Source organism: Actinomadura sp. KC345 (genome assembly GCF_004348515.1).
In the GTDB taxonomy this organism is placed as follows: domain Bacteria; phylum Actinomycetota; class Actinomycetes; order Streptosporangiales; family Streptosporangiaceae; genus Spirillospora.
On sequence record NZ_SMKH01000200.1, the window covers coordinates 1 to 14,674 of the forward strand.

14 protein-coding genes and 1 riboswitch are annotated in these 14,674 nt (G+C 71.6%); of the genes, 4 read left to right on the forward strand and 10 right to left on the reverse strand.

The window, feature by feature from the left end:
• From E1281_RS27135 to E1281_RS27145, 3 genes are all read right to left on the reverse strand, one after another.
• The coding region (locus E1281_RS27135; protein ID WP_131882551.1) for a MoaD/ThiS family protein at positions 1-238 on the reverse strand (238 nt) is incomplete at its 3' end.
• Positions 239-248: 10 nt separating this feature from the next.
• Positions 249-1,493, reverse strand: coding sequence for a threonine synthase (gene thrC, locus E1281_RS27140; protein ID WP_131882552.1), 1,245 nt, complete (start codon positions 1,491-1,493; stop codon positions 249-251).
• Between the two features lie 15 nt (positions 1,494-1,508).
• Positions 1,509-1,650: riboswitch (SAM riboswitch) on the reverse strand.
• Positions 1,651-1,767: 117 nt separating this feature from the next.
• Positions 1,768-2,706: a cation diffusion facilitator family transporter gene (locus E1281_RS27145; RefSeq protein WP_131882553.1), complete on the reverse strand. Its 939-nt coding sequence runs from the start codon at positions 2,704-2,706 to the stop codon at positions 1,768-1,770.
• Between the two features lie 109 nt (positions 2,707-2,815).
• Between E1281_RS27145 and E1281_RS27150 the strand changes: the two genes are divergently transcribed.
• Positions 2,816-4,315: a trehalose-6-phosphate synthase gene (locus E1281_RS27150; protein ID WP_131882554.1), complete on the forward strand. Its 1,500-nt coding sequence runs from the start codon at positions 2,816-2,818 to the stop codon at positions 4,313-4,315.
• Between the two features lie 90 nt (positions 4,316-4,405).
• Here E1281_RS27150 and E1281_RS27155 read toward each other — a convergent pair whose 3' ends face one another.
• Both E1281_RS27155 and E1281_RS27160 read right to left on the reverse strand, forming a co-directional pair.
• Positions 4,406-5,431, reverse strand: a complete 1,026-nt coding sequence (locus E1281_RS27155; RefSeq protein ID WP_243717458.1) for a sulfotransferase — start codon at positions 5,429-5,431, stop codon at positions 4,406-4,408.
• Positions 5,432-5,535: 104 nt separating this feature from the next.
• Positions 5,536-6,087, reverse strand: coding sequence for an RNA polymerase sigma factor (locus tag E1281_RS27160; RefSeq protein ID WP_131882556.1), 552 nt, complete (start codon positions 6,085-6,087; stop codon positions 5,536-5,538).
• Between the two features lie 52 nt (positions 6,088-6,139).
• Between E1281_RS27160 and E1281_RS27165 the strand changes: the two genes are divergently transcribed.
• Positions 6,140-8,257, forward strand: a complete 2,118-nt coding sequence (locus E1281_RS27165) for a serine/threonine-protein kinase (RefSeq protein WP_131882557.1) — start codon at positions 6,140-6,142, stop codon at positions 8,255-8,257.
• Between the two features lie 137 nt (positions 8,258-8,394).
• Positions 8,395-8,982, forward strand: a complete 588-nt coding sequence (locus E1281_RS27170; protein ID WP_131882558.1) for a PadR family transcriptional regulator — start codon at positions 8,395-8,397, stop codon at positions 8,980-8,982.
• Between the two features lie 115 nt (positions 8,983-9,097).
• Here E1281_RS27170 and E1281_RS27175 read toward each other — a convergent pair whose 3' ends face one another.
• The 4 genes from E1281_RS27175 to E1281_RS27190 all read right to left on the reverse strand — a co-directional run bounded on the left by E1281_RS27175 (position 9,098) and on the right by E1281_RS27190 (position 13,115).
• Positions 9,098-10,207 (reverse strand): hypothetical protein, encoded by a 1,110-nt coding sequence (locus E1281_RS27175; protein WP_165959126.1) that lies wholly within the window; start codon positions 10,205-10,207, stop codon positions 9,098-9,100.
• A gap of 314 nt (positions 10,208-10,521) precedes the next feature.
• Positions 10,522-11,562, reverse strand: a complete 1,041-nt coding sequence (locus tag E1281_RS27180; protein WP_131882560.1) for a hypothetical protein — start codon at positions 11,560-11,562, stop codon at positions 10,522-10,524.
• Between the two features lie 310 nt (positions 11,563-11,872).
• Complete coding sequence (otsB, locus tag E1281_RS27185; RefSeq protein WP_207943513.1) at positions 11,873-12,694, reverse strand: trehalose-phosphatase; 822 nt, start codon at positions 12,692-12,694, stop codon at positions 11,873-11,875.
• A 97-nt stretch (positions 12,695-12,791) separates the two neighbouring features.
• A complete protein-coding gene (locus E1281_RS27190; protein WP_207943514.1) occupies positions 12,792-13,115 on the reverse strand; it encodes a DUF3263 domain-containing protein in 324 nt (107 codons plus the stop codon).
• A 350-nt stretch (positions 13,116-13,465) separates the two neighbouring features.
• Between E1281_RS27190 and E1281_RS27195 the strand changes: the two genes are divergently transcribed.
• Positions 13,466-14,101 carry a MarR family transcriptional regulator gene (locus E1281_RS27195; RefSeq protein WP_131882562.1) on the forward strand — a complete coding sequence of 212 codons (636 nt, stop codon included), beginning with the start codon at positions 13,466-13,468 and terminating at the stop codon, positions 14,099-14,101.
• Positions 14,102-14,202: 101 nt separating this feature from the next.
• Here E1281_RS27195 and E1281_RS27200 read toward each other — a convergent pair whose 3' ends face one another.
• Positions 14,203-14,481 carry a hypothetical protein gene (locus E1281_RS27200; RefSeq protein WP_207943515.1) on the reverse strand — a complete coding sequence of 93 codons (279 nt, stop codon included), beginning with the start codon at positions 14,479-14,481 and terminating at the stop codon, positions 14,203-14,205.
• Between the last annotated feature and the right edge of the window lie 193 nt (positions 14,482-14,674).

The following is a 14,674-nucleotide window of genomic DNA, read 5'->3' on the forward strand; positions in this document are numbered from 1 at the left end:
CTTCGGGGGTGGGGGTGTCCAGGCCCTCGGCGAAGCGGACGTCCTCGTCGCCGACGTAGACGTTCACGAAACGGCGGATCTTGCCGTTGTCGTCCAGGATGCGGGCGGAGATGCCGGAGTAGCTGGACTCCAGGTCCGCGACGACGGCGCGCAGGGTAACGCCCTCGGCCTTCACCTCGGCGTCGCCGCCGGTGTAGGTCCGCAGGATCGTCGGGATACGGACGGACACGCTGCTCATGGTGCTCCTCTCAGACCAGGCCCGCGGCGCGGAACGCTTCAAGGGACGGGACGATGTTCGCGGACGGGGCGACGACGGGTGCGACGGCGTCCAGGGTCTTCAGGCCGTCCCCGGAGTTGATGATCACGGTTTCGGCGGACGGGTCCAGGATGCCGGACTCGGCCAGCTTGCGGAGGGTCGCGACGGTGACGCCGCCCGCGGTCTCGCCGAAGATGCCCTCAGTGCGCGAGAGCAGCCGGATGCCCTCGACGACCTGCTCGTCGGTGACGTCCTCGACGGCGCCGTTCGTGCGGCGGGCGACGTCCAGGACGTACGGGCCGTCGGCGGGGTTGCCGATGGCGAGGGACTTGGCGATCGTGTCGGGCTTCACCGGGCGGACGACGTCGTGGCCGGCCTTGAACGCGGCGGCGACCGGGTCGCAGCCGGCGGCCTGGGCGCCGAAGACGCGGTACGGCTTGTCCTCGACGAGGCCGAGCTTGATCAGCTCCTGGAACGCCTTGTCGATCTTGGTGAGCTGGGAGCCGGACGCGATCGGGACGACGATCTGGTCGGGCAGCCGCCAGCCGAGCTGCTCGGCGATCTCGTAGCCGAGGGTCTTGGAGCCCTCGGCGTAGTACGGGCGGACGTTGACGTTCACGAACGCCCAGTCGTCCTGCTCGCCGGCGATCTCGGAGGCGAGCCGGTTGACGTCGTCGTAGTTGCCGTCGACGGTGACGAACGTCCCGCCGTACACCGCCGTCGTGATGATCTTCTGGGATTCCAGGTCGGACGGGACGAAGACCGCGCTGCGGATCCCGGCGCGGGCCGCGGCGGCGGCGACCGCGTTCGCGAGGTTGCCGGTGGACGGGCAGGCCAGCACCTTGAAGCCCAGCTCACGGGCGGCGGCGAGCGCGACGGCGACGACGCGGTCCTTGAACGAGTGGGTCGGGTTGCCGCTGTCGTCCTTCACCCACAGGCTCTGCAGGCCGAGGCTCTCGGCGAGGTTGTCGGCGCGGACGAGGCGCGTCAGGCCGGGCTCGGTGTTCGGCGTGTCCGCCACGGTGGACGGGACGGGCAGCAGCCCGCGGTACCGCCAGATGTTGCGGGGCCCGGACTCGATGTCCGCGCGGGTGACTCCCCCGAAGTCGTAGGCGATCTCCAGGGGACCGAAACACTCTTCGCAGACGTAGAAGGGCCCGAGGTCGCGTGTCGAGCCGCATTCGCGGCACACGAGGCCGGTAGCGGGTCCGAGGTCAGTGGCAGGCGTGATTGCCATGGAGCGAGGCCTTTCTCCCCATCTTCCCTGCGCCACCTTGGTCGCAGGCCGGAGTTGGCACCATCTCCCGGCCGGCCCCGCAGGATCGCGAGCGCGCTTCAGCCGAGTGGTTGCCGGGGCTTCAACGGGCCGGTCCCTCCACCCCTCTGGATGAGCAATATTCAGTTAGCTCCACGAGCCCTGTTTCAGCTCGTATGGGTCGACTTTACATGAGCTGACCGGATGCCAGACACGCGGGTCCACTGGTTGAGACGTTACCCGGATGCGTTCTTGGTCACGCCGGTTCTTCCCGGTGGGCCGTGCTCTGGGTGGGATCCAGGAAGACGTGGCGGACGGCCGGGAGCCGCTGCCTGAGCTTGCGATCGATCTCACCGGCGACGTCCTCGGCCTGGTCGGCGCTGATCTCGTCGGAGAAGTTGACCTTCGCGGCGACGAGGATCTGCTCGGGGCCGAAGTGCATGGTCAGCAGTTCGTCCACGCCGGTCACACCGCGGGCGCCGAGGATCTCGGCCCGGATCTCGCGCTGCGCGGCGGGGTCGGCGGCCCGTCCGATGAGCAGGCCGGTGCTCTCGCGGCCGATGGCGAACGCGAGGCCGGCGAGCAGGATGCCGATGAGGACGGAGCCGAGGCCGTCCCAGACGTCCGATCCGGTGATCTCGCGGAGGACCAGGCCGGCGGTGGCGAACACGAGCCCGACCATCGCGGCGCTGTCCTCGAACAGCGCCGTCTTGAACGTCAGGTCGGGCGACCGGCGGACGTGTTCGAGAAGGGTGCGGCCGTTCTCGCGGGTCTCCATGCGCGCCTGGTAGAAGGCGCGTATCCAGGACGTCCCCTCCAGCACGGCCGCGAGGGCGAGGACGGCATAGGCCAGCGTGACACTCGTCCCGCTGCCGCCGCGGCCCATCATGGTCAGGATGCCGTAGACGATCGAGAACCCCGCTCCGGCGACGAAGATGCCGAACGCGGCGAGCAGCGACCACACGTACCGCTCGTTGCCGTATCCGAACGGGTGGCGCCGGTCGGGAGGACGTTCGCTGCGCGACAGCGACGTGAGGAGCAACCCCTGGTTGAGGGTGTCTCCGACCGAGTGCGCGGCCTCCGCGAGCATCGCGCTCGATCCCGCCAGGAGGCCCGCGATCAGTTTCGCGATGGCGAGGACGAGGTTCGCCGCACCGGCGACGAGCACGGTCTTGGCCGTCTCGGACTTGCTCATTCCGCTCGCCTACCCGCCCCCCTTTGCACTATTCCAGGGGCTTATGGGGTTGGCTTGAACCACGCGGGTCACTTTGAAGCGCCTCGGCCCCAACTGAGACCCTTCGGGTATGAGCCAAGTGCTGGTGGCATCGAACCGGGGCCCGGTCTCGTTCTCCCTGTCGGAGGACGGTGCGCTCACCATGCGGCGTGGAGGGGGCGGGCTGGTCTCGGGCCTCGCGGCCGTGACGGGTGCTCCGCGCGACCCTGGCCCGCCGGGCTTCTCCGCTACCGCGGCCACAGGCGAGACGTCCGAGGCGGGTCCGGACGTCCTGTGGGTGTGCGCGAGCCTGGGCGAGGCCGACCGGACGGCCGCTCGCCGTTCACCGGACGGCCGCATCGACCAGGCCGGGTACGAGACCGGTGGCGCCGCCGTGCGGATGCTCGACATCCCCGAGGCGACGTTCCACCGTGCCTACAACGCCGTGGCCAACTCGACGCTGTGGTTCGTCCACCACCTTCTGTACGACACCCCGCGCAGTCCGCATTTCGACGCGCGGGCCCGCCGGGACTGGCAGTCCTACGAGGCGTACAACGCGGCGTTCGCCGACGCCCTCGCGCGGGACGCGGTCCACGGCGCGAAGGCGGCGATCCAGGACTACCACCTGTCGCTGGCTCCCCGGATGCTCCGCGACCGGCGTCCCGACCTGAAGATCGTCCACTTCTCGCACACGCCTTGGGCGCCGCCGGAGTACTACCGGCTTCTGCCGGACGACATCGGCGAGCAGATCCTCCTGGGCGTCCTCGGCGCCGACCACGCGGGATTCCTCACCGAGAGGTGGGCTTCCGCGTTCCTCGACTGCTGCGAGCTGCTGCCGGGCGCGAAGGTCGACCGTGCCGCCCGTACCGTCACCTGTTCAGGGCACGTCACGCGCGTAGGCGTCCACGGTCTCGGCATCGACGGGCCTGCGCTGCGCCAACGCGCGGCCGAACCGGACGTCGTCGAGCGGGCGCGGGCGCTGCGTGAACAGGTGGGCGACCGTCAGCTCATCGTGCGGATCGACCGTACGGAGTTGTCCAAGAACATCGTGCGTGGTCTCGCCGCCTACCGCGAGCTGCTCGTGAACCATCCCGAGTGGCGCGGACGCGTGGTGCACCTCGCGTTCGCGTACCCGTCCCGCTACGACCTGCCCGAGTACCGGGAGTACACCGCGGCCGTCGAGCGCACCGCCCAGCAGATCACCGACGAGTTCGGCACGGCCGACTGGGACCCGCTGATCCTGCAGGTGAACGACGACTACCCGCGCTCCCTCGCCGCCTACGGCCTGGCGGACGTCCTGCTGGTCAACCCGATCAGGGACGGGATGAACCTGGTCGCGAAGGAGGGGCCCGTCCTGTCGAGGCGCGGTTGCGCGCTGGTGCTGTCCCGCGAAGCGGGCGCGGCGGCCGAACTCTCCGCGGACGCGCTGATGATCAACCCGTACGACGTGTCGCAGACCGCCGAGACCCTCCACCAGGCCCTGCTGATGCCGCCCGCCCAGCGCGCCGAACGCTGCACCCGCCTGGCCGCCGCCGCGACGGCCCTCCCCCCGCGGCAATGGTTCGCCGACCAGTTGACCGCCCTCGACTGACGACCACGCCCGGTTGCGTTGACTTGCGGCGTGTTGTTGTTATGAGCGCGTCGAAAACAACGACACGCCGCAAGTCAACGAGGCCCGGGGTCAGGGGGCGGGGGTTGCCGTGTTCTGGCGCGTCAGCCTGGATTCGACCGGGTTCGGTTCGTGGTGCTGCTTCCAGCGCTCGCGCAGGGCGGCCTTCTGCTGGGCCAGGCGGCGGTGGGTGCTGGTCTTGGTGAAGCGGGCGAGCTGGGACGCGGGCGGCTTGGGCAGGCCGCTCGGCTCGTAGCCGTACTCGGCGAGGCGCTCGCCGAACGCGGCCTCCGCCAGGCTGATCTGCCAGGGGTCGAGGCGCTCCGCCCAGGATCCGACGCGGTTGGTGGTGACGGCGTCGTGCGTCCGTCCATGCCACTTCTTGCGGGGTGAGACGGTGCGCTTCGCGAGGCCCTCCGGGTGGGCCATGGCCGGGTCGAAGTCCTCGCCGAGGAACCCGCAGAGGCGGGTCAGCTCGTCGACGGGGTCGGCGACGAGCCGCTCGTACTGCAGTTCGTAGTACGAGTCGGGGCCGAGGCGCCCGGCCAGCCGGTGCCCGCGGTCGATCGCCTCCCGCCAGGCGGAGATGGCGTGCTGGACGTCCCTGTCGTACCAGGGCATCTCCAGGAGGGAGGCGACACAGTCACGGCCGTCCCGGATGAGATGGACGAACTGCGCGTCCGGGAACATCCTCAACAGCGCGCCGGCATGCCGGGAGTAGCTCGGACGCTTGTCGCCCCAGCGTTCCTTGCCGTGCAGGCCGGCGTAGGCGCGGAACACGATGCCGATCGCCGAGCCCAGCGTCGGCGGCCCGGCGACGACCTCCTCGACGACCTCACCGGCGTCCAGGCCCAGCGCGTGGAACTTGGTGGACCGTTCCGACGTGATCCACTCCGCGAGCGCACGCCTGTTCTCCCTGTCCTCCAGGTCACCGAACTGGCACCGCCGCGCATAGGCGGGGATGACGAACTTCGTCTCCGCCGGGATCGCGATCCGGGCGTGCGAGTGCAGCATCAGCTGCAGCAGCGTCGTCCCCGAGCGGGGACACCCGAGGACGAAGATCGGGCGGTCGTGGCGGGGATCCGGGCCTGATGACATGCACGGCATCGTGTCCCACGGACCTGGGCGGCGACCCGGGTCATGGAGGCACTCTTGCCCGCCGATTACCGATGCTTGACGATCCCGCGCCGGACGTGACGCCGTCAGGTGTAGGACTCCCCCAGCGTCTGCCTGACCTGCTTGCGCGCCTCGTGGATGCGGGACTTCACCGTGCCGAGCGGAAGGCCCAGCTGCTCGGCGATCTCCGCGTACTCCAGCTGGGAGACGTCCCGCAGTACGAGGGCCTGGATGAGGTCGGGTTTGCGGGCCTCCAGGTCCTCCATGGCGTCCAGGATGTCGACGCGGGAGCCCGCGATGACGCTGGTCCGGCGCGGGTCGGGGCGCTGCTGCGGGATCTCACCGGCCTGCTCCACCGAGCGGCGCTTCAGCGACCGGTAGGTGGAGCGGGCGGAGTTGGCGACGACCACGTGCAGCCAGGTACTGAACCTCGACCTGCCCTCGAAGCGGTGGATGTTCCGTGCCACCTGCAGCAGTGCGTCCTGGCATGCCTCCTCGGCGTCCTGCCGGCAGGGCAGGAAGCGGGAGCTGTGCCGCAGGACGTCCGGCTCGATCTTGCGGAGAAGCTCATTGAGGGCGCCCTGGTCGCCCTGGGCGGCCTTGACCGCCAGCTCCTCGGTCCTCTCGTCGAATGCCATGCCGCCTCATTGCTCGTTCGCACACTCACCCCGTTGTTGGGATGATACGGGAGTGTCTTTCCCACCATCAGTAGGCCGTTACCGGATCGATCGCGTCCTGGGTTCGGGGGCGTTCGCCGCTGTGTGGCTGGGGCACGACGACGCCCTGGACTCCCAAGTGGCGATAAAAGTCCTGTCCGGCAGCCTGATCGACGATCTGGATGTGCGCAACCGCTTCCTGGAGGAGGCCCGGATATTGCGCCGCGCCGACTCCGAGCGGCTCGTCCGCGTCCACGACATCGGGGAGCTTCCGGACGGGCGCCCCTACTTCGTGATGTCGTACGCGGACCGCGGGACGCTCGCGGACCGCATGCGCGAACGACCACTTCCGGTCAACGAGGCCATCGCCCTCGCCGAGGAGATCGCGCACGGAGTCGAGGTGATCAACACCCTGGGCGTGATCCACCGCGACCTCAAGCCGACCAACGTGCTGTTCCAGTCGACGCCGGACGGCGGCGAGAAGGTGCTGATCGCCGACCTCGGGCTGGCGAAGGCGCTCGCGCACGCCTCCGGGGCGTTCACCCTGCCGGTCGGCACGCCCGGGTACATGTCGCCGGAGCAGGCGAGATTCGGCGGCGGCCTGGACGTCCGCGCCGACGTGTACGGGCTCGGCGCGCTGACCTACCACATGGTCGCCGGAAAGGCACCGGGCCCGGCGCCGGTCAAGTCGGCGCCGAGCGCACTGCGCGAGGGGGTCTCCCCCGCGTTCGACCAGGTGATCCTGCGGGCCCTTGAGGTCGAGCGGGAGAAGCGGTGGCCGACCGCCGAGGCGTTCGCGGAGGCGCTGTCCACGCTGCGTCCGACGTCGGCGCCGGGTGCGGCCGCGGCCGCGTACGCGCCACCGGCTCCGCCGATCAACGCGGACGCGACCGTCCAGGACTACTACCAGGACGGCGCCCAGGCCCCTCCGCCCGGATCAGGCCGGCCTCCCGGCCACGGTCAGGCGGTGACTCCCGTCCAGGGCCAGGCTCCTGGCCCGGGCCCGGCGCAGCACTCCGTCCAAGGGCAGGGGCCTCCACCCGCCCAGGGCCCGTGGCAGGGCGGGCAGCCGGGGGAGGACGGCATCGGCACGTCCGCAATGCGGGTCCCGCCGGCCCCGCAGGACGAGGGCGAGCGGACGGTCGTGGACGGCGCGAGCGGGCGGGGCACGCCCTTCGGGCAGGTGGAGGGGCCGACCGCTCCCGACAATGACAACGACCGCACCGTGTCGATGCAGTCCTCGCACCAGGCTCCGCCGCCACCGCCGGGCGGCCAGGGCGGTGACGGGGACAAGACCGCCGTGCTCCCGGCGGGGGCACCGCAGAACGGCGCCCCGCCGGTCGGTCCGCAGGGCGGCGCCATGCAACCGCCCATGGGCCAGGGCGCCGGGGGCTCGCCCCCCTTCGGCCAGCCCGGCCAGCCAGGTCAGCCCGGACCACCAGGTCAGCCAAGTCAGCCTCCCACCGGATTTCAGCCGCCGCCTCCAGGCCAGGCCCAAGGGCAGGGACAAGGTCCCGGCGGCGGGCAGGGCGGCGGTGGCGCCAGGAAGAAGTTCGTCACGCCCCTGCTCATCACCGCGGTCGTGCTGGTGGTCGCGTTGATCGGCGGACTGACCCTCGGTCTGCTGTTCTCCGGCGACGACGAGGGCAAGGAGGAGAAGACGCCCCAGGTCCCGAAGGACTTCGCGGCGGTGTCCGACAACGCGGGCAAGATCAAGACCGCAGTGCCGAAGGCGTGGCCCAAGGATCCCGAGCAGACATGGACGCCGTCCGCCGTCAACCTCAACGACGGTCAGCCGCGTCCGGTGCTGCGCGCGACGCCCGACAAGGCCGCCTTCCTCGGCGACGGCGAGGGCCCCGGCGTCTTCATAGGCGTGACCACGGACGTGCGCCAGGGCCAGCTTCCCCCGCCGACCGCGGCCGTCCACTCGCAGTGCACGAAGGCCGCGCCGGAGAACTACACCACGCCCGACAAGGCGCTCAGCGGGACGATCACGCGCTTCACGAACTGCAAGAGCGGCACTCCGTCCGTCACCGAGGTCGGGCTCAAGGACAGGTCCGGCAAGTTCGGCCTGTGGATCCGGGTCAAGGAAACCGACAACCGCAACGCCACCAAGGACATCCTCGACAACCTCAAGGTCACCGGGCCCTGAAGAACGCAGGTCGCCGTGCACGATCAGGACCGTGCACGGCCTTCCGGCCTGCCCTCGTCCGACACAAGACGTTGCATCGTGAGCTATTCCGATATATCGTTAATGCATCGCAACCGATAACGAGTAAGGAGACTGCGATGCGTGACACAACGAACGGAGGGCGCGGAGGCCCGCGCGGGCCCCGGCAGCGCGGGCGGCGCGGCGACCAGTTCGGCCCCTGGGGACCCGGCGGTCCGGGGTTCGGCCCCGGCCACCGCGGACGCGGTGGACGCGGGCGGCGGACCCGGCGCGGCAACGTCCGCGCGGCCCTGCTCGCCCTGCTCGCCGAGCGGGCCATGCACGGCTACGAGATGATCCAGGAACTGGACGGCCGCACCGGCGGCGTCTGGCGCCCGAGCCCCGGCTCGGTCTACCCGACCCTCCAGATGCTGGAGGACGAGGGCCTGGTCAGCAGCGAGGAGCAGGGCGGCAAGCGGCTGTTCTCCCTCACCGGCGCGGGCCGCGAGGCGGCGTCGGCGCAGACCACCGCCCCCTGGGACGAGGTCACCGAGGCCGCCGGCGAGAACGTCCTGCGCGGACGCGAGGCGATCGGCCAGCTGATGGGTGCCCTTCACCAGGTCATGGCGGTCGGCAGTGAGACCCAGAAGGCACGCGCGCTGGACGTCGTCAACGACGCCCGCCGCAGCCTGTACGGAATCCTCGCCGACGACCCCGAAGCCGAGTGAGCCCGCCGCCGGGCCGGCGTGGCGTCGCCCGCCCCGTCGACCAGCCGAAACCGCCGCGACCGGACGTACCGGCCGCGGCGGTTTCACGTGGCGGGGCCCGGTGGCCGGGTGGCGGTCAGCCCGGGAAGGGCACCTGCTTGGCCAGCCGGTCGGCCATGTAGAGCTGCTTCCACACGTACAGCCCCATGTCCTTGCGGGTGACGCCGCTCTTGACGGGCACGTCCACGGTGGCGCGAACCAGGTACGTACCGCCCGGCGCGAGGTACTTGTCGCCGCCCTCGCCGTCGATCAGCTCCCCGCCGGCGAGCCGCCGCACGACCGTGCTCTTGGTCGGCGGCGTGCACATGTCCTCGGGGACGCCGGCCTGGGGCATGCACCGTCCCTGCGCCTCGGGCGTGACGAGCTCGCGCTTCACGAACACGTCGCCGGGGAAGTCAAGCAGGACCTGCTCGTTCGTCGGGTTGCCGAGCATGTACTCGATGTAGGGGAACGCCGTCCCCGCGGGCGGTTCCGACTGCACCGCGGCCGCGGCGCCGTCGCTCACCCCGCTGGTGACCGCGGCCAGCCTGTACCGGGAGCCGTCGGCCGTGCCGACCTCGACCGGCGCCCCGGCGGCGGGCAGCCGCACGTCGGCGCCGGCGCCGGAACTCCGCTCACCGGCCACCACGTCGCCGTCGCCGTCGCCGGACCCGCGGGTCAGGACGAGCCCGACCGTGACCAGCCCGGCCAGGACGAGCACACCCGCCGCGACGAGCCCGCTGCGCCGTCCGGCGCGCCGCCGTGCCAGGCGCTCCTCTTCGCGCTCCCGCGATCCGAGCCGCACCTGCACGCCGCTGGTCTCCCGCAGGTGCAGCGGCCCGGTGGACGACGCCTCGCCCTCCCGCCCGGCAAGGGCGCCCTGTCGTGGGGACTCCCGCTCGGAGTAGGGGTCCTGTACGTCGGAGGCACCGGACCACGACCCGTCGCCGTCAGGCTCCGGCTCCCGCGGCCGGACACGGGGCTGCGGCGATGTGGGCGGACGGCCCCAGACCCGCGGCGGCTCCTCCGGCCCGGACGCCGCGTGGACGATGGGGCGCGTAGGCGCGCCCGGCGGAATCGGGGCGCCCGGCGGCGTCCGCACGCCCGGCTCGCGGGGCGGCTGCACCTGCTGGGCGGGATGGTGCGGCGTCCCCTCCGCGGGTGTCGCCCTGGCGGCCGGAACGCCGTGGGGAGGGCTGCCTCTCACCTCACCCGGACGGCGCGGAAGTCCCGGTTCCGTGTTCACCGTCTAGCCTCCCCATGTCCTCATGCGATTCCCCCCTGAACCACACTTACCGACTACATCATATTTTGACGCAATTGGACGGCCGGTCTAGGTGCGTCACCAGAGTCACGCGAGATCCGACAAATAGGGATACGACTCTTGTCACTCGCCGACAACCGGGGAGTTGAGCAGCGGCACGGGTGTCAGCGGCGCCAGTCAGGACGACGAAGCGGACCGCCCTCGTGCCATGCGTCCACCTTGTTTACGTGACCTACGTGCGCGCGGCCGGGCACGGTTCACTCCGGGAAGGGCACATGTTTGGCGGGCTTGTCCGCCATGTAGAGCTGCCTCCACACGTACAGGCTCATGTCCGTGGGGCCGACATCGCGCTGAACGGGGACTTGCACCGTGATCCGCACCATGTACGTCGAGCCCGGCGGCATGTACTGGTCGCCACCGTCCCCCTTGACGAGTTCCCCGCCCGCGAGCCGCTGCACGACCTTGCTGCCCGTCGCCGGCGTGCACCAGCTTTCGGGAACGCCGGTCTGCGGCTCGCATCGCGACCGCCCGGACGGCGCGACGAGGTTGCGCTTGACGAAGACATCGCCAGGGTATTCGAGCAGCACCTCGTTGTTCGTCGGGTTGCTGAGCAGGTAGTCGATGTAGGGGTAGGACGTCCCGGACGGCGGCGCGGACTGGGTCGCGGCCTCCTCGTCCAACCCGCTGCTCACGGCGGCGAGCTTGTACCTGAACCCGTCGGTCGTGCCGACCTCGACGGGCGTCCCGGCCTCCGGAAGCTCGACGTTCTCGGCGTTCGGCCCCGCCGCCTCGTCGGCTTCGGCTCCGCCGTCCTCCGACCCGGGCGTCAGCACGAGCCCGATCGCGACCAGCCCGGCCACGACGAGCACGCCCGCCACGGCCAGAATGCCGTTCCGTCCCGTGCGACGGCTCGCCTTGCGCCGCCGCTCCCGCTCGCGCGCCTGCGCCCGCGGGCCGAGCCGCACCTGGACACCGCCGGTCTCCCGGGTCGACCGGCCCGCCGGTCCGTCCTGCTCGACGTACGCGTCCTGCGCCTCGGGCGCACCCGCCCAGGCGCCTCCGGGCCCCTCGTCACGCGCCGGGCCCGGACCGCCGGACTCGGGCCACCTCCCCGAGGGCCGCGGGGACGATTCCGGCGGACGCCCCCAGACGCCCGGCGTCTCCGCCGGTCCAGCACGCCTCGGCCCCTGGACATGCCCCGGCCCCTGGACGGTCGGATTCGTCGGCGCGCCCGGCGGGACCGGGGTGCCCGACGGCGACGTCCGGCCGCCCGGCCGCTCGGGTGCCGCCGGATGCACCGGCAGTCCCTGTACGGGCGTCTCGCGGGGCGCAGGGGTGCCCCGGGCGGGCGTGTGCCGTGCTTCCCCCGGACGGCGTGGGAGTCCCGGTTCCGTGTCCACCGTCTAGTCCTCGCCTTTCCTAGCGCGGTACCCCGCAAATCACACACTTACCGCAATCCGCCACATTTTGCCCCACGTGCGCACGTGAACCGCTGGCACCCCGGGAATCTCGCGAGATGCGATAAATCCGAGAACGACTCTTGTCACTTCTCCGACAACGACCGGCCCTCAGCAGCGGCCCCGCCGGCCGGGGCACGGTCAGCGCGTGTCAGGAGGAGGCGCCGAGCAAGGTCCCGAGGAGGCCGACGACTCCTTCGGGGCCGTCCACCACCACGTCCGCCCGCTCGGCCAGCGCCGTCACCTCGGCGGATCCGCTGCAGACCAGCACACCGGGCACCCCCTCCGCGCGCAGCGACTCGACGGCGTCGAACGCGGCCAGGTCACCGAGATCGTCGCCCGCGAACAGCACGGCGGACGGACGGGACCCGCGGCCCGCGATGAACGACCGCAGCGCCATCCCCTTGTCCATCCCGGGCGACCGCAACTCCAGGACGAGGCGGCCGGGCTCCACCGTCAGGCCGGTGCGTTCGGCCAGCGCGGCGAGGATGCTCCGCAGCCGCTCAAGCGCGACCTCCGGCTCGGCACACCGCCGGGTGTGCACCGCCAGCGCCTGCCCCTTGTCCTCGATGAACGTCTCCGGCGGCGCACCCGCCGCCTTCAGCACGTCGGGCAGCTTGGCGCGGGCCTCGGCGACACCGGGGGGCGGCTCGGGCACGGTCAGAGCGCCCGACTCCCAGCGCTCCAGGCCGTACTGGCCCAGCACCACCAGGCCGTCGATGCCCTCGAAACCGCCGTACTCGACCGCCACCGCGGCGGGACGCCCGGTGACGATCACCAGGGCGCCCACCCGCGGAGCCAGCCGGGCGAGCGCCGGGGCCGCGTCCGGATGCGCCCGGGCCGAGGCCGGATCGTCCACGATCGGCGCGAGGGTGCCGTCGAAGTCGAAGCCGAGCACGGCCTCGGCCGGGTGTGTGCGGATCGCGTCAAGGCCGTCGGCGCCGGCGGCCGTCACGGAGCGGGGAGAGTTCACCCGACCAGTGAACCTTCTCGTTCCGGGTGTCGCCAGAACCACCCGGCGCGAGTTCGCCGGCGGCGTCGCCGGCGACCAGGACCGGTCGGCGGCCGGGTCAGGGCCGGATGCCGAGGCGGCGCGCCGCGCGGCTGCGCTGCCGCTGCGACCGCACTCGGCGCAGGCGCTTGACGAGCATCGGATCGCACTCGAGCGCCTCAGGCCGATCGATCAAAATGTTCAGGAGCTGGTAGTACCGCGTCGCCGACATGTCGAACAGCTCGCGGATGGCCTGCTCCTTGGCTCCGGCGTACTTCCACCACTGCCGCTCGAAGGCGAGGATCCGGCGGTCGCGCTCGGAGAGCAGGTCGGCGGGGAAGGCGGCCTCGTCCGCCCCGCCCTCGTCATCGGTCACGGTCTCGGGGGCTGGGCCATCGTCCATGCTCGCGTCCTGTGGGGGGACGTCATCGCGGGGGTCGCCGGGGGCGTTCGCCGCTCGCATCAGGTCCCCTCTGTGGTTACTGATCCCGGGTCGTCCGGGTTCGGGCGGGTGTCATGTTACGCGTCCGCGCCGACAAGTTCCGGTGGTTCGCGGGCAACGGCAGCCGCCGGTTCAGTGCATCACATCCCCGCTCACCAGGGGATCTTCAGCGCCGTGTGTCCCACGGGGACCGTCCGTAACAGCAGTAGTGAACATGTGCACACTACAGCCGTTAGGGTGGGAAACCGCAGCGTCCGGCGTGACGTCCGAGATGCCACGACGATGACAGGCACCGAAACGGAGACCCTTGGATGGCGACGGAGACCCCCGCCACGAAACGGCCCACCGGACGGAACACGGCCGAACACGAACAGGCCGCGCCGGAATCGCATGGCGAGCCCCTCTCCGACCCCGCCCTCGCGGACATCGGCGCGGCGCTGCTCCAGCTGCGCCGCGCCTGGGTCAAGCCCGACCTCATGAAACGGATCCGCGCGCAGGCGCCGGCGGAGACCGGCGGGCGACCCCTGCAGCTCTCCAACCTGATGGTGGTCAACGCCGTCGCCGCCCTCACAGCAGGCGAGACCCCCGGCACGGACGAGCCGCCCGGTGAGATCACCGTCGGCGCGGTCGCGGAACGGCTGGAGATCGACCCGTCCACCGCGAGCCGCCTGGTCGGGCACGCGATCGACGCGGGGCTGGTGTCCCGGCGCCCGTCCCCCGTCGACGCCCGCCGCGCCAACCTCGGGCTCACCGAGCCGGGGCTGCGCGTCAAGCAGGTGGCCGACCGGTTCCGCCGCGCCTACCTCGACGAGCTCATGGCCGGCTGGACGGCGCACGAGCGGACCGAGTTCGCGCGGCTGCTCACCCGCTTCACCGACGCCGCCGCCCGCGCCCCGGGCTACGCGGACGGCATCGGCAGGATCTTCGAAGAGGCCCGCGCCGACTGACCGCCCGCCCTCCCGTTCACATGCGGCGTGCCGCCCCGGCCGTCGCGCGGCAAGGGCGGCACGCCGCCACTCGGCGGCCATCGTGGCCCGGCAAATCGCGGTCAGCTTCCGTTGCGCAGTGTCGAGATGCGCATCAGGTACTCGTCCTCGTCGATCTCGCCGCGGGCGAACCTCTCGGCGAGCACCGACTGCGCCTTGGCCATCGGGTCGGCCGCCGCCGGGGCCGCCGCGGTGCCGCCGTTCATCCGGCGGCGGATCAGGTAGAACGCCGCCCCCAGCACGGCCAGCCAGAACAGCCCGAACATGATCGGGAAGACGGGCCAGAACGCCGGGGCGTCGCCGCCGTCGTGCCAGCCGCCCTGTGCCATCTGCGTCGCCAACGTCATCACCATGGTTCATCGACCCTTCCTCGTGTGCGGATGAGTCGATGCTCGGCGACGGGTACGGGCGGTCACATCGTCTGGCCGGATGCACTCGCGCTACGCCCGGTGTAGTACCGCGGGCACGCGGCTCTCACCACCAGGGCGGGCGGTAGTCCTCGTCGTCGGAGGGCTGCGCGCGGCGCCGCGAATG

Excerpts from the sequence above, each read along its gene's own strand:
- E1281_RS27190 (WP_207943514.1), bottom strand. The coding sequence starts at position 13,115 with ATGGACGATGGCCCAGCCCCCGAGACCGTGACCGATGACGAGGGCGGG.
- E1281_RS27150 (WP_131882554.1), top strand. The coding sequence starts at position 2,816 with ATGAGCCAAGTGCTGGTGGCATCGAACCGGGGCCCGGTCTCGTTCTCC.
- E1281_RS27160 (WP_131882556.1), bottom strand. The coding sequence starts at position 6,087 with ATGGCATTCGACGAGAGGACCGAGGAGCTGGCGGTCAAGGCCGCCCAG.
- E1281_RS27155 (WP_243717458.1), bottom strand. The coding sequence starts at position 5,431 with ATGTCATCAGGCCCGGATCCCCGCCACGACCGCCCGATCTTCGTCCTC.
- E1281_RS27145 (WP_131882553.1), bottom strand. The coding sequence starts at position 2,706 with ATGAGCAAGTCCGAGACGGCCAAGACCGTGCTCGTCGCCGGTGCGGCG.
- thrC (WP_131882552.1), bottom strand. The coding sequence starts at position 1,493 with ATGGCAATCACGCCTGCCACTGACCTCGGACCCGCTACCGGCCTCGTG.
- E1281_RS27170 (WP_131882558.1), top strand. The coding sequence starts at position 8,395 with ATGCGTGACACAACGAACGGAGGGCGCGGAGGCCCGCGCGGGCCCCGG.
- E1281_RS27195 (WP_131882562.1), top strand. The coding sequence starts at position 13,466 with ATGGCGACGGAGACCCCCGCCACGAAACGGCCCACCGGACGGAACACG.